This window comes from Chloroflexota bacterium, assembly GCA_013152435.1.
Lineage (GTDB): Bacteria > Chloroflexota > Anaerolineae > DUEN01 > DUEN01 > DUEN01.
Window position 1 is genome coordinate 41281 of the sequence record JAADGJ010000094.1, and the last position, 14578, is coordinate 55858.

The window sequence follows — 14578 nt, forward strand, 5'->3', positions numbered from 1 at the left end:
CCGTGGGGGCAGCGGCGTATCACGTGTCGTGGATGGCGCGTGTCCTCCTCCGCACGATCAGACGCATGCCCTCCCGGCCGATCACCTCGACCTCCTCGCCCTGGTCGATGGGGCCGTCCTCCGCGATCGCCTGCCACAGCTCGCCCTGCAGGAAGACCGTGCCGATCGGATCCAGCTTGCTGCGCGCCTGGGCCCGGTGGCCGATCAGCCCTTCGAAGCCGGTGGTAGGCCGCCGCCGTTGTGCTCCTATGGCCTTGGCCACCACGAAGGCGAAGAAGGCGGAGGTGGCCAGGGAGAGGGTGAGGATCGTGGGCCAGGGGACCTCCACGTCGGGCACGTTGAACAGGATGGCGGCGCCGAGCACAAAGGAGGCAATTCCTGCGACGGTTAGGATGCCGTGGGTGGGAGCTTTGATGTCCAGCAGGAACAGCACGAAGGCGAGCACGATGAAGCCCAGGCCGGTCCAGTTGGCGTCCAGCGCCCCCAGCGCGTAGAAGGCCAGCAGCAGGGCGACGGCGCCCGCGATGCCGGCGACGTATCCGCCCGGGCTTGACAGCTCGAACAGGATGGCGTTCAGCCCCAGGGTAAGCAGGATGGCGGCGATGGCCGGATTGGTGATGGTGTTGAGGAAGTTCTCCAGCGCGCCCAGGGGGATGTGGTGGACCTGCGCGTTGGCCGTGTGAAGGGTCACCTCCCGGCCGTTCACGTCCACCACCCGGCCGTCCAGCTGGCGCAGCAGATCATCTAGGTTGGTGGCGATCACATCGATCACGCCCAGCTCCAGGGCCTCGTCGGCGGTGGCCACGGCGGCCTCCTCCACGGCACGGATCGCCCATTCCGTCGCCCTCTCGCCGCGGCGTTTCGTCATGTTCTCGATGTCGGCGACCAGGTCTTGCGTGATCTTGCGTTGGATCGTCTCGCCCAGGTCCTGGCCCTCGGATCCCACCGGGCTGGCCGCGCCGATGCGCGTGCCGGGGGCCATGGCGGCGATATGGGCTGCCAACGTGATGAAGGTGCCCGCCGAGCCGGCGTGGGCACCCTTGGGGGTCACGTACACGACGATGGGGATGTTCGCGTTGCGCATGCGCCGGGTGATCTTGCCCGTCAGATCGACGGAGCCGCCGGGCGTGTCCAGCTGCAGGATCAGCGCCGTCGCGCCGTCCCGCTCCGCCTGCGCGATGCCGCGCTCGACGTAGCTCACCAGCACCGGCGTGACCGGCCCCTTGAAAGTCAGCACGTCCACATGGGGGACGCCCTGGCCCGCGACGTTTACCGTTGAGAAGAGCCAGAGCAGTAGGGCCAGCCAGTAGCCGATCCCCAGCCGTCGTTCAAGCCGTCTCATGGATCACCTCTATCCGTTCGTATCCGCTCGACATTTCCATTATATGTCATGAGGGGATCAGCGCACAAGTCCCACGGCGTCTCGGCGGTGTATCCAGGGAGCTTGGGTCGGTGACCTCCGGCCCCGCGGGGCAGGTGAGGGGCTGAAAATAGAGTTCCCCGGAGGGGCGATCGTCCATCCGAGCCACCCCAGAGATGCGGGGCCACGTTCCCGTATCGCTTGACTTGATATCAATGCCCTGCCGTTCGGACCGCCCATACTACTACCATACTACTAGATGTTGGGTGGAATTATGAATCGGGTTGCGTATATAGTGGTTTGAAGAAAGGGGGCGAGTCTCGGGGGGACGCATCGCGAGGGCTCAATTTTGCCTTCGCGGGGATTATGACGTATACTTGGACGGAGGAAAGCACTTTACAGGCAGCCGTGCCGAGGCTCTCAAGCCGAGGCGGAAGGGCTCGACCCTGGGATTTCTGCCCATCACCGCCGTGCCCCTGTTGCCTCTTTGGGAGAACGGCCAAGGGATCCGCCGGCGTTGGTCCGTGGGAACGATGACCAACGCCCTTTTGACGCGAGCAGGAGCCGTTTTTGACAAGAAATTCCCCTTATGTTAGAATCGTATATTACGATACAGAACATGTCACAGATTCGCTTTATCCTTGTATAGTCGCGTGAGGACCTTTCCTGCACCATGGACATAACCCATTCGTTTGGAGTGGGTTTTTTTGCGCGCAGAAGGAGTGGGTGGAAAGATGATGAACCGGACGAACGAGAATCTTCTTCCGCAGTATAAGTCGTACGCCAGATTGCCTGACGTATTGGATTTACCCCGGTTGATCGAGGTCCAGCTGGAATCCTTCCGATGGTTCCAGAGTGAGGGATTGCGTGAGCTGTTCGACGAGATCAGTCCGATCGTCAGCTTCAATCGGAACCTGGAGCTGCATTTTGGCGAGTTCTGGTTCGCGGAGCCCAAGTACACGGAGCAGGAGTGTCGTGATCGGGATATGACGTATTCGGCTCCGCTGTGGGTGAAGGCGAAGCTCATCAACAAGGAGACTGGTGAGATCACCGAGCAGGACGTCTTCATGGGCGATTTCCCGCTCATGACGGACGCGGGCACCTTCATCTATAATGGCGCGGAGCGCGTGGTCGTCAGCCAGTTGATCCGATCCCCGGGCGTGTACTTCACGGTGGAGGAGGATCGGACGACCGGCCGCGATCTCTGTTTTGCCAAGCTGATCCCGGCGCGAGGGGCGTGGCTGGAGTTTGAGACCTCCAAGCGCGATGTCCTGTCCGTGAAGGTGGACCGCAAGCGAAAGCTGCCCGTGACGATCCTGCTGCGGGCGATCGGCTTTGGTACGGATGACGAGATCCGGGAGCTTTTCGCCGAAGTCGACAACATGCCGGAGCATCCGTACATCGAGGCCACGCTGGAGCGCGATCCCACCTCCACGCCGGGGATCGGCGAGGAGGCTTCCAAGCAGGGCGTGGAGGCCGCCCTGTTGGAGTTCTACAAGCGGCTTCGACCGGGGGATCCACCGACCCTGGAGAATGCGCGCAACTTCCTGCAAAACCTGCTGTTCACGCCGCGTCGATATGATCTGGGACGTGTGGGACGTTACAAGCTGAATCGTCGCCTGGGGCTGGCCGTGCCGCAGACCCAGCGCACCCTGACCAAGGAGGATCTGGTCAAGGTCGTCGAGGTCATGATCCAGATCAACAACGGCGTGGACTCGGGGGATGATATCGATCACCTGGGCAATCGCCGCGTGAAGACCGTCGGCGAGCTGATCCAGAACCAGCTGCGGATCGGGTTGCTGCGCATGGAGCGCGTGGTGCGCGAGCGCATGTCCATTCGCGATCCGGAGCAGCTGAGCCCGCTGTCCCTCATCAATATCCGGCCGGTGGTGGCAGCCGTGCGCGAGTTCTTCGGCGGCTCTCAGCTCAGCCAGTTCATGGATCAGACCAATCCGCTGGCTGAGTTGACCCACAAGCGGCGCCTCAGCGCGCTGGGGCCGGGCGGGCTGAGGCGTGAGCGCGCCGGCTTCGATGTGCGAGACGTCCACCATAGCCACTACGGCCGCATCTGTCCCATCGAGACCCCGGAAGGTCCCAACATCGGGTTGATCGGCTCGCTGGCTACCTACGCCCGCGTGAACGAGTTCGGCTTCATTGAGACGCCCTATCGCCGTGTGCTCAGCGAGGTTCCCAACGAGCCCTCCCGGCTGGTCAACCGCACTTTGCGTGAGGACGTCGTCGACCCGGACACCGGCGAGGTCGTGGCCGAGGCGGGCACCATCGTGGACGAGGCGCTGGCCGAGCGCATCGCCGCGTTGCGGGACCAGTTGCCCATGATCAAGGTGCGGCCGTTTGCGACCAACGAGATCGTGTACCTCACCGCGGATGAGGAGGAGCGTCACTCCATCGCCCAGGCCAGCACGCCGTTGAACGAGCGGGGCGAGTTCATGAACCCCCGCGTGTCCGTCCGCCGCAGCGATCGGTTCCTCTTCGAGTCGCCGGAGCGGGTGGATTACATGGACGTGTCCCCCAAGCAGATCGTCTCCGTGTCGGCCGCGTTGATCCCCTTCCTGGAGCATGATGACGCCAACCGGGCGTTGATGGGGTCGAACATGCAGCGCCAGGCGGTGCCCCTGCTGCGTCCGGAGGTGCCGCTGGTGGGCACCGGCATGGAGCGCCAGGCCGCGCTGGATTCCGGACAGGTGGTGACGGCCAAGAACCCCGGTGAGGTGGTCAGCGTCACCTCCAGCGAGATCGTGATCCTGGAGGAGGATGGCACCCGCCGGACGTACTCGTTGCGCAAGTTCAACCGCTCGAACCAGTCCACCTGTATCGACGAACGGCCGGCCGTGGTCAAGGGGCAGTGGGTAGAGGCCGGCGATGTGTTGGCCGACTCCAGCTCGACCGAGGCGGGGCGGTTGGCTCTGGGACAGAACGTGTTGTGCGCCTTCATGAGCTGGGAGGGCGGCAATTACGAGGATGCCATCCTGATCTCCGAGCGATTGGTGCGAGAGGATAAATTCTCCTCGATTCACATTGAGAAGCACGAGGTGGAGGCCCGGGATACCAAGTTGGGCCCCGAGGAGATCACCCGGGATATCCCCAACGTGGGGGAGGATGCGCTGCGGAACCTGGACGAGGAGGGGATCATCCGCATCGGCGCGACGGTGGGCCCGGGCGACATCCTGGTCGGGAAGATCACACCCAAGGGCGAGACGGAGCTGAGCCCCGAGGAGAAGCTGCTCCGAGCCATCTTCGGCGAGAAGGCGCGTGAGGTGAAGGATTCCTCCCTGCGCCTGCCGCACGGTGAGCATGGCAAGGTGGTGGACGTCAAGGTGTTCTCCCGGGATGAGTACCGGGATATGCCCGCGGGCGTGGAGAAGATGGTGCGCGTGTCGGTGGCCCAGCGACGTAAGCTCAGCGCGGGCGATAAGATGGCCGGTCGCCATGGCAATAAGGGCGTGATCTCCAAGATCGTGCCCATTGAGGATATGCCCTTCCTGGAGGACGGCACGCCGGTAGATATCATCCTGAACCCGTTGGGCGTGCCCGCCCGTATGAACATCGGTCAGGTGCTGGAGACACATCTGGGGTGGGCGGCCGAGCGCCTGGGCTTCCACGTGATCACGCCGGTGTTTGATGGCGCCAAGGAGGATGAGATCGAGGCCGAGCTGGCGCGGGCCTGGCTGATCGACAAGGCGTGGCAGGAGATCACCGACCGGGCCTGGATGCGTGTGAAGGAGCTGGAGCTGCCCGAGGACTACCTGCGGGACGACGAGGAGGCGCGCATCCTCTATATCCTGGAGTGGCTGTCCGATCGCTCCGAGTATGATTTGGAGCGCATCCGCCAGGATCGAGTGTACGCCCGTCGTGTGGTGTTGCGGGAGTGGCTCCGGGAGCGGGGCTACGATCCCGATGCTGTGCTGTCCTTTGAGGATGATCCCCGGCCGGCCGAGGAGCGGCGGCAGGTGGACGAGCGCGCCCGCCTGGTCTGTTGGCGGGAGTGGTTGCAGCACCACGGCGTGGACGCCTCGCAGGTGCCCGATGAGGAGCTGCGGGAGTTCGCCGAGAAGACCAGCCAGGAGATCGGCTGGCCGCTGCCGACCACGGGCAAGCAGAAGCTGTACGACGGCAAGACGGGCGATCCCTTCGATCAGCCTGTGACCGTGGGGATCATCACGATGATGAAGCTGGCTCACCTGGTGGAGGACAAGGTGCATGCCCGCTCGACGGGCCCCTACAGCCTGGTCACGCAGCAGCCTCTGGGCGGCAAGGCCCAATTCGGCGGCCAGCGCTTTGGCGAGATGGAGGTGTGGGCGCTGGAGGCGTACGGAGCGGCCTACACCCTTCAGGAGATGTTGACCGTGAAGTCGGACGACGTCGCCGGCCGCGTGAAGACGTACGAGGCCATCGTCAAGGGCGAGCCCATCAGCCCGCCGGGCATCCCGGAGTCGTTCCGGGTCCTGGTGAAGGAGCTGCAGTCGCTGGGCCTGGCCGTAGAGGTGATCAACGAGCAGAAAGAGGTGGTCCAGTTCGGTCGGGAGGATGTGGAAGAGCGCCTGCCCAAGTTGGGCTTTAGCCTGAGTGTACCCGGCCCTATGGCGGGATACGAGTGATCTGAGATGCCCCGCCCGGTTATCCAGCCGGGCGGGCGTCGGCGTGTTCACGAGTTCTCTGTGTGGTGGCCGTTGACTTTGGATGGAAGCAGGTGTGCTTTGCATCGCGGTGGGTTTGCTCATCGGGCGTGGATGAGCCTGTATAGGCCGGACGCCCGGGCCGAAGCGATGGAAGCGCAAGGGGGTAGAAACGGTGAAGGTTAACGATTTCAACGCCATTCGGATTTCGCTCGCCTCTCCCGAACAGATTCGGGAGTGGTCTCACGGTGAGGTATTGAAGCCGGAGACCATCAATTACCGGACTTTGCGGCCGGAGCGAGATGGCCTGTTCTGCGAGCGTATTTTTGGGCCGACGAAGGACTGGGAATGCTATTGCGGAAAGTACAAGCGAGTTCGCTATAAGGGGATCGTTTGCGAGAAGTGCGGTGTGGAGGTGGCGCCCTCGCGCGTGCGTCGTGAGCGCATGGGGCACATCAATCTGGCCTCGCCGGTGGCGCATATTTGGTACGTGAAGGGCGTGCCCAGCCGGCTGGGGCTGTTGTTGAACATATCCCCTCGCAACCTGGAGCGCGTGCTCTACTTCGCCCAGTACATCATCACCCGGGTCGACGAGGAGGCTCGCCGGCGCACGTTGCAGCGGCACGAGCGGGAGCTGGCCGTGCGGATCGCTCGCGTGGAGGGCGAGGCCAGCGTGCAGATTGAGCAGATCGAGACCCGCCGGGATGAGCTGTTGGCCGCGCTGGACGAGGAGGAGTCCTCGAAGCTGCGCGAGCTGGAGGAGCGCCTGGCCACGGAGACCGACGAGGTGATGGAGGTCGCCCGTGAGCTGCAGTCCCTGCTAGAGCAGCAGCAGGGACAGGCCCTGGCCGAGGCGATCGTCCTGCCCTGGATGGACGAACCGTTGTTTGACGCCGGGGAGGTGGTGGGGCGTGAACACTTCGACCGGCTGAATGAGTTCGTGCAGCGGAGGTTGAGCGAGATCGAGGACGCCGTTCGGGCGGAGCAGGAGGATGTGCGGCTGCTCATCCAGGCGCGACGCGATCAGGTGCGCCGGGAGGCGGACACCGAGATCGAGACGTTGCGTACCCAGGTCGAGGAGCAGAAGGAGCAGCTGCGGCAGCAACATGAGACGGAGCTGGTGGAGCTGCGCAATCTGCAACCCATGGAGCTCCTGACCGAGACGCGCTATCGGGAGTTATCGGAGCGCTGGGGGAACGTGTTCAAGGCCGGCATGGGGGCGGAGGCCATCCGGGAGATCCTGTGCGATCTGGATCTGGACAAGCTGGCCAAGGAGCTGCGGCAGGAGATCCGCACGACCCGTTCCAAGCAGCGGCGCCGGAAGGCGGCCAAGCGCCTCCGGGTGGTGGAGGCGTTCCGCAAGTCCGGCAACAAGCCGGAGTGGATGATCCTGACCGTGTTGCCGGTCATCCCGCCCGATCTGCGGCCCATGGTCCAGCTGGACGGCGGCCGCTTCGCCACCAGCGATCTCAACGATCTCTACCGACGGGTGATCAACCGCAACAACCGCCTGAAGCGCCTGCTGGATCTGGGCGCTCCGGATGTCATCGTGCGCAATGAGAAGCGCATGTTGCAGGAGGCGGTGGACAGCCTGATTGACAACGGCCGTCGCGGGCGGGCGGTTTCCCGCTCCGGCAAGCGGAAGCTCAAGAGCCTGAGCGACATGCTCAAGGGGAAGCAGGGGCGGTTCCGCCGCAACCTGTTGGGGAAGCGCGTGGACTACTCCGGGCGCTCCGTGATCGTCATCGGCCCGGAGCTGAAGCTTCACCAGTGCGGCCTGCCCAAGAAGATGGCCCTGGAGCTGTTCAAGCCGTTCGTGATGCGCCGCCTGGTGGAGCAGAACTACGCGCACAACATCAAGAGCGCCAAGCGCATGGTGGACCGCGAGGATCCGGCGGTGTGGGATGTCCTGGAGGACGTGACCAAGGAACGTCCGGTCCTGCTGAATCGGGCGCCCACGCTGCACCGCCTGGGCATCCAGGCATTCGAGGTGGTGCTCATCGAGGGGAGCGCCATTCAGATCCACCCGCTGGTCTGCGCGGCCTTCAACGCGGACTTCGATGGCGACCAGATGGCCGTGCACGTGCCCCTGTCGAACAAGGCGGTGGAGGAAGCGCGGCGGTTCATGCTCTCCACCAAGAACCTGCTCAAGCCCGCCTCCGGCGAGCCCATCGTGGGGCCCACCAAGGACATGGTGCTGGGCTGCTACTACATGACGCTGGAGCGGCCGGAGGCCAAGGGGAGCGGCAAGGCCTTCTCCTCCTTCGACGAGGTTCGCCTGGCCTACGAGACGGGCGTCGTGCATATCCAGGCCCCGATCAAGGTCCTGTACCGGAGCTGGCTGGACGACACGGCGCTGGACTATCTGGACCTCAGCGAGCGGGTGAGGGGCGTCCTGGAGCAGGCGGGCATTCAGAACCTGGGGCAGCTCGTGGCCCGTGTGCGGGAGGGCCGTCGGGCGATGCTGTCCCTGGCCGGCTTTGGCCCCGCGGCGTGGGAGGAGGTGATCCGGGCCCTGGAGCGCCGGGGCATCGACCCCGATAGCGTGCAGCTGAGCGGGATCGTGGAGACGACGGTGGGGCGTGTGCTCTTCAACATGTCCCTGCCGCCCGAGCTCCAGTTCGTCAACAAGACGATGGACAAGGGCGCGCTCAACGACCTGGTGGCGGAGTGCTACCAGCGGCTGGGGCCGGAGCGGACCGCTGAGCTGGTGGACGAGATCAAGGAGATCGGCTTCCACTACGCGACCCGTTCGGGCATGACCATCGCCGTCTCCGATATCCACGTGCCGGAGGCCAAGTCGGCGATTTTGGAGGAGACCTCGAAGCTCGTGGAGGAGACGGAGCGGCAGTTCCGTCGCGGCCTCATCACGGAGGAGGAGCAGTACAACAAGGTCGTGGAGCTGTGGACGCGGGCGACCGACGAGATCACCCAGGAGGTGCGCCGCATCTTCGATCCCCGAGAGGGCCTGGGGGCGATGGCGACCAGCGGGGCCACCAAGGGTGGCATCCAGCCGATTCGCCAGCTGGCCGGTATGCGAGGGCTCATGGCGGACCCCTCCGGGCGCATCATCGCGTTGCCGATCCGCTCCAACTTCCGTGAGGGGTTGACGGCCCTGGAGTACTTCCTGAGCACCCACGGCGCGCGCAAGGGTCTGGCCGACACCGCCTTGCGCACGGCCGATGCGGGGTATCTGACCCGCCGCCTGGTGGATGTGGCGCAGGACGTCATGATCACCGAGGAGGACTGCGGGACCACGGCCGGGATCTGGATCGAGCGTGAGCGGACGGATCCCATCGGGGAATCCTTCGGCGATCGGATCATCAGCCGGGTTGCGGCGGCCCCCATCAAGGACCCCGAGACCGGTGAGGTGATCGTGGATCGGGGCGAGATCATCAACGCCCCCGAGGTGGCGCTCATCGAGGCGGCCGGGGTGGATCGGGTGTTCGTGCGCTCGCCGTTCACCTGTGAGACCCACCACGGCCTGTGCCGCATGTGTTACGGCGGTGACCTGGCTCGCGGCGGCCTGGTGAGCCTGGGCGAGGCCGTGGGCATCATCGCCGCCCAGTCCATCGGCGAGCCGGGCACGCAGCTCACCCTGCGGACCTTCCACACGGGTGGTGTGGCCAGCGCCGAGGATATCACCCAGGGTCTCCCTCGAGTTGAGGAGCTGTTCGAGGCGCGCACGCCCAAGGGCGAGGCCGTCATCGCCGAGATCGACGGCGTGGTGGACATCTACTGGGAGGGCGAGCAGCGCAAGATCAAGATCTCGGACACCCGGCTGGTGCGGCGAGAGGTGCATATCCCGGCGGGGTGGACCCTGGCCGTGGACGACGGGGATCGGGTGCAGGAGGACACCGTCCTCGCCCGGGGCCCCGAGGAGGAGGACGCTCCGATCCTGGCCGGTATGGACGGGAACGTCTTCTTTGAGGAGAACCCGGAGGGCGGCTTCGTCGCGGTGATCCGTCGAGAGGATGTAGACGAGTGGGAGCGGGAGATCCCGCCTTCGGCCCGGCTGCGTGTCAGCAAGGGAGATCGCGTGAAGGCGGGCGATCAGCTCACCGAGGGCGCCAAGAACCCTCGCGAGGTGCTGCGCATCCAGGGACGGGATGCCTGCCAGCTCTACCTGCTGGAGGAAGTGCAGAAGGTATATCGCTCCCAGGGTGTGAACATCCATGACAAGTACATCGAGATCATCATCCGCCAGATGCTGCGCAAGGTTCGGGTGCGCCTGCCGGGCGATACCGAGTTCCTGCCGGGCGAGCTGGTGGATCGGTTCACCTTTGAGGCGGTGAACTCGGAAATCATGCGCCGGGGCGGCACCCCCGCACGCGGGGATGCGGTGCTGCTGGGTGTGACGAAGGCGGCCCTGAACACGGAGAGCTTCCTGGCGGCGGCTTCCTTCCAGGAGACGACGCGAGTGCTCACCGAGGCCGCTATCAAGGGCGCCGTGGATGAGCTGCGCGGGCTCAAGGAGAACGTGATCATCGGGAAGCTGATCCCGGTGGGCACCGGCTTTGAGGAGCGGATGCGTCGGCTCAGGGAGGCGGCCGAGCGGGCCGCCGCGCAGGCTCAGCAGGAGAAGGAGGCCGCAACCCTGGTCAGCGAGGGCCTGGAGTTCCTGGGGACCGGCCTGGGGGATGGCCTGTCCCTGGGCGGTGATGGCGGAACCGTGGGCCAGGGCACTACGGACGGCGGCGTCACCTCGGGTGACGGCGATGGGTTGGATCAACAACCGTCGCCTTCGGAGGGTGAGTCCGCATCGTAATGGGCATGCACCGCATCAGGATTTGACCGGGCTATGCCCCTGTGCTAGAATGTTAATTCGTGGGCTCAATGAAAAGATGTCTTCCTCCCCACGGAGAGCGCCGTGGGGCTCGGGTGTGAGGTTTAGAAGCGACTAGGAGGATGTGAGTTGCCAACCATCAATCAGCTGGTTCGCAAGGGGCGTAAGCGTGTCGCCAAGAAGGAGAAGGCGCCGGCTCTGCGTTTCAGCCACAACGCGCTGACCGGTCGCACGGTGCGTACGAAGAAGGGATCGCCCCAGCGCCGAGGCGTATGTACGCAGGTGCGTACTATGACGCCCAAGAAGCCGAACTCCGCGCTGCGCAAGATCGCTCGTGTGCGCCTGACCAACGGCATTGAGGTGACCGCGTACATCCCCGGCGAGGGGCATAACCTGCAGGAGCACTCGGTGGTTCTGGTGCGAGGTGGCCGCGTAAAGGACCTGCCCGGCGTGCGATATCACATCGTGCGCGGCGCCCTGGATGCGGCCGGCGTGGAGAACCGCAGGCGCGGTCGATCGAAGTACGGGACGAAGGCGCCCAAGTGATCACGCCCTCGCTCGCGTAAGCGGGGACGGCCCGGAATTAAAAGCTCACTGGGAGCTGAAATCGTCTTTGTTTCGGATGCAAGATGCAAGACGTACCCGGTCTTGCATCTTGTGTCCTGTCTGGAGGTTGGTACCCGGATTCGCCGTCGGCGAGCCGACGGGATCCGGGGAGAGGGGGAGGTCGATCGGACTCCCCGTTCGTATTGTCAGGATATCTGGGCATACAGGAAGGATGTGAGGGTTCGATATGCCAAGACGCAATCGTCCGCCACGACGTGAGGTACCGCCTGATTGGAAGTACAACAGCGAGCTGGTCGCGCGGCTCATCAACAAGGTGATGCTCGACGGCAAGAAGAGCAAGGCCGAGAAGATCGTGTACGGCAGCCTGGAGCTCGTGGAGCAGCGCCTGAACCGTCCGGCGTTGGAGGTCCTGGAGCAGGCCGTCAACAACGCGATGCCGCTCATCGAGGTCCGCCCGCGACGCGTCGGCGGCGCGACCTACCAGGTGCCCGTTGAGGTGCCCTCCCATCGGCGCCTGAGCCTGGCGCTGCGATGGTTAGTCCGATACGCGCGCCAGCGCCCGGGGAAGTCCATGATCGAGAAGCTGGCTGCCGAGATCATGGACGCCTATCAGGGGCAGGGCGCCACCGTCAAGCAGCGCGAGGACACCCACCGGATGGCCGAGGCCAATCGGGCGTTCGCGCACTACCGCTGGTAATCGATTTTGCGAATCCCAAGGACCCGGCGGAGTCAGGTGAAGCACATGGCCAGAGAGGTTCCCCTTTCCCGGCTGCGCAATATCGGCATTATCGCCCATATTGACGCCGGCAAGACCACGACAACCGAGCGCATCCTTTTCTATACCGGGCGCACTTACCGCATGGGCAATGTGGATGAGGGGACCACGGTCACGGACTGGATGGAACAGGAGCGTGAGCGCGGCATCACCATTACGGCCGCCGCGATCTCATGCGTCTGGAAGGACATCCAGATCAACATCATCGACACGCCGGGGCATATCGATTTTACGGCGGAGGTGCAGCGATCGCTGCGGGTGCTGGACGGCGGGGTCGTCGTCTTCGATGCCGTGAACGGCGTGGAGCCCCAGTCCGAGACGGTATGGCGTCAGGCGAACCGGTACAACGTCCCGCGCATGTGCTTTGTGAACAAGATGGACCGGGTGGGCGCCGATTTCTGGGGCACCGTGGCCATGATCAAGGATCGGCTACACGCGCAGCCCGTGCCCATTCAGGTCCCCATCGGATCGGCCGACTCGTTCCGTGGGATGGTGGACCTGATCGAGGAGAAGGCGTGGGTCTTCTCCGATGAGCTGGGCGCCCGTCCGGAGCAGACGGAGATCCCGGAGGATCTCCAGGATGAGGTCGTGGAGCGGCGAGAACAGATGATCGAGCTCATCGCCGACGCGGACGAGGAGCTGCTCCACAAGTACCTGGAGAGCGAGCCGATCTCGCCGGATGAGATCCGACAGGCTTTGCGTCGGGCGACCATCAGCGGCGCCCTGGTGCCGGTGCTCTGCGGCTCCGCCCTGAAGAACAAAGGGGTGCAGCCGCTGCTCGATGCCATCATCTATTATCTTCCGTCGCCGGCGGACGTCCCTCCCATCCGCGGGGTGAACCCGCGCACGGGAGAGGAGGAGGAGCGAGTCGCAGACGATGAGGGGCCGCTGGCCGCCCTGGTCTTCAAGATCGTCTCGGACCCCTACATGGGCCGTCTGGCGTACTTGCGGGTGTACTCCGGCACTTTGCGCACCGGCGACCAGGTGCTGAATGCGAACAAGGGGCGGAAGGAGCGCATCGGCCGTCTGGTGCGGATGTACGCGGACAAGCGGGAGGACATCGACGTCATCCACGCGGGGGATATCGGGGCGGCCCTGGGGCTTCGTCAGACCTTTACCGGCGAGACGCTCTGCACGGCCCAGGCGCCGATCCTGCTGGAATCGATTCAATTCCCGGAGCCGGTGATCTCCGTGGCGATCGAGCCACGCACGCAGGCGGATCAGGACCGGATGACGGAGGCGCTGCAGCGCCTGGCGGAGGAGGACCCCACGTTCCGGGTGCGTTACGACGAGCAGACCGGACAGACGCTGATCTCCGGCATGGGCGAGCTGCACCTGGAGGTGCTGGTCGACCGCATGCTGCGGGAGTTCCGGGTCAGCGCGAACGTCGGCAGGCCCCAGGTGGCCTATCGGGAGACGATCACGCGCCCGGCCCGGGCGGAGGGGCGCTTCATCCGGCAGACGGGTGGGCGCGGCCAGTATGGGCACGTGTGGCTGGAGGTCGAGCCGCTGCCCTCCGGGAAGGGGTTCGAGTTTGAGAACGCCATCGTTGGCGGCACGATTCCGAGGGAGTTCATCCCGGCCGTGGAGGCCGGAGTGCGCGAGGCGCTGGAGGACGGCGTCCTGGCCGGCTATCCCATTGTGGATATTAAAGTACGCCTGGTGGACGGTTCCTATCACGAGGTGGACTCCTCGGACGTGGCCTTCAAGATCGCCGGATCCATCGCGCTGCGCGAGGCGGTGCGCCGGGGTGGCCCGGTGCTCCTGGAGCCGGTGATGCGGGTGGATGTGGTGGTGCCCGAGCAGTATACGGGGGATGTGATCGGCGATCTGAGCGCCCGGCGGGGGGAGATCCAGGGGTTGGAGCCGCGTGGCCCCGGCATGCAGTTGATCCATGCCCTGGTGCCCCTGGCCGAGATGTTCGGATACGCCACGCGGCTGCGCTCCGCCACCCAGGGGCGTGGCACGTTCACCATGGAATTCGATCATTATGAGCGGGTGGACGCTGCGCTGATGGAGCGCATCATGATGGGGGCTCGTTGAGCGATGTCCCCGAACCTGGCCGGGGTGGGCGGCCGGCTTTCATCGTGACATGCAAGATTTGCCTGATTCAAATGGCGCAGGTATAATGCGAGAGTTGCGCCCATATGTAGGATAAAAGGGCTAGGTATCTATCGCTGGCATACAGGCCGGTGAGGATATAACGCACATCGTCTGTGCGAACTCTGGTGAGGAACGCGGGCATGCCGCGTGAGATTTCAGTCGGCTCCGGGTTCCTCATTTGTGCCCATCGGGCCTGTTTGTCGGCCTTTGTTAGAAATCATCGACCGGATCAAGATCAAACACGCAGGAAAGGAGTGAAACCGATGGCCAAGCCGGTATTTGAGCGGACGAAGCCGCACGTGAATGTGGGGACGATTGGCCATATTGATCATGGGAAGACGACGCTGACGGCG

6 protein-coding genes are annotated in these 14578 nt (G+C 64.6%); 5 read left to right on the forward strand and 1 reads right to left on the reverse strand.

Annotated features, from left to right (window positions below; all coding sequences use genetic code 11):
- Positions 1-19: 19 nt before the first annotated feature.
- The gene (locus tag GXP39_13555) at positions 20-1342 is read right to left on the reverse strand and encodes a nodulation protein NfeD (protein NOZ29060.1); all 1323 of its coding nucleotides are present in this window, start codon (positions 1340-1342) and stop codon (positions 20-22) included.
- A gap of 752 nt (positions 1343-2094) precedes the next feature.
- Here GXP39_13555 and GXP39_13560 point away from each other — a divergent pair.
- The 5 genes from GXP39_13560 (at position 2095) to fusA (ending at position 14165) form a co-directional block, all read left to right on the forward strand.
- On the forward strand, positions 2095-5976 hold the full coding sequence (locus GXP39_13560; protein ID NOZ29061.1) for a DNA-directed RNA polymerase subunit beta: 3882 nt from the start codon (positions 2095-2097) through the stop codon (positions 5974-5976).
- Positions 5977-6169: 193 nt separating this feature from the next.
- Positions 6170-10762: a DNA-directed RNA polymerase subunit beta' gene (locus GXP39_13565; protein ID NOZ29062.1), complete on the forward strand. Its 4593-nt coding sequence runs from the start codon at positions 6170-6172 to the stop codon at positions 10760-10762.
- Positions 10763-10909: 147 nt separating this feature from the next.
- Entirely contained in the window at positions 10910-11326 is a 417-nt protein-coding gene (gene rpsL / locus GXP39_13570) for a 30S ribosomal protein S12 (GenBank protein ID NOZ29063.1), read from the forward strand.
- A 247-nt stretch (positions 11327-11573) separates the two neighbouring features.
- The gene (gene rpsG / locus GXP39_13575) at positions 11574-12044 is read left to right on the forward strand and encodes a 30S ribosomal protein S7 (GenBank protein ID NOZ29064.1); all 471 of its coding nucleotides are present in this window, start codon (positions 11574-11576) and stop codon (positions 12042-12044) included.
- A 45-nt stretch (positions 12045-12089) separates the two neighbouring features.
- Positions 12090-14165, forward strand: coding sequence for an elongation factor G (fusA, locus tag GXP39_13580; protein ID NOZ29065.1), 2076 nt, complete (start codon positions 12090-12092; stop codon positions 14163-14165).
- Positions 14166-14578 lie beyond the last annotated feature (413 nt).

Bases quoted from the DNA above. Each gene is read 5' to 3' on its own strand.
- GXP39_13555 (NOZ29060.1), bottom strand. From the start codon at position 1,342: ATGAGACGGCTTGAACGACGGCTGGGGATCGGCTACTGGCTGGCCCTA.
- GXP39_13560 (NOZ29061.1), top strand. From the start codon at position 2,095: ATGATGAACCGGACGAACGAGAATCTTCTTCCGCAGTATAAGTCGTAC.
- rpsG (NOZ29064.1), top strand. From the start codon at position 11,574: ATGCCAAGACGCAATCGTCCGCCACGACGTGAGGTACCGCCTGATTGG.
- fusA (NOZ29065.1), top strand. From the start codon at position 12,090: ATGGCCAGAGAGGTTCCCCTTTCCCGGCTGCGCAATATCGGCATTATC.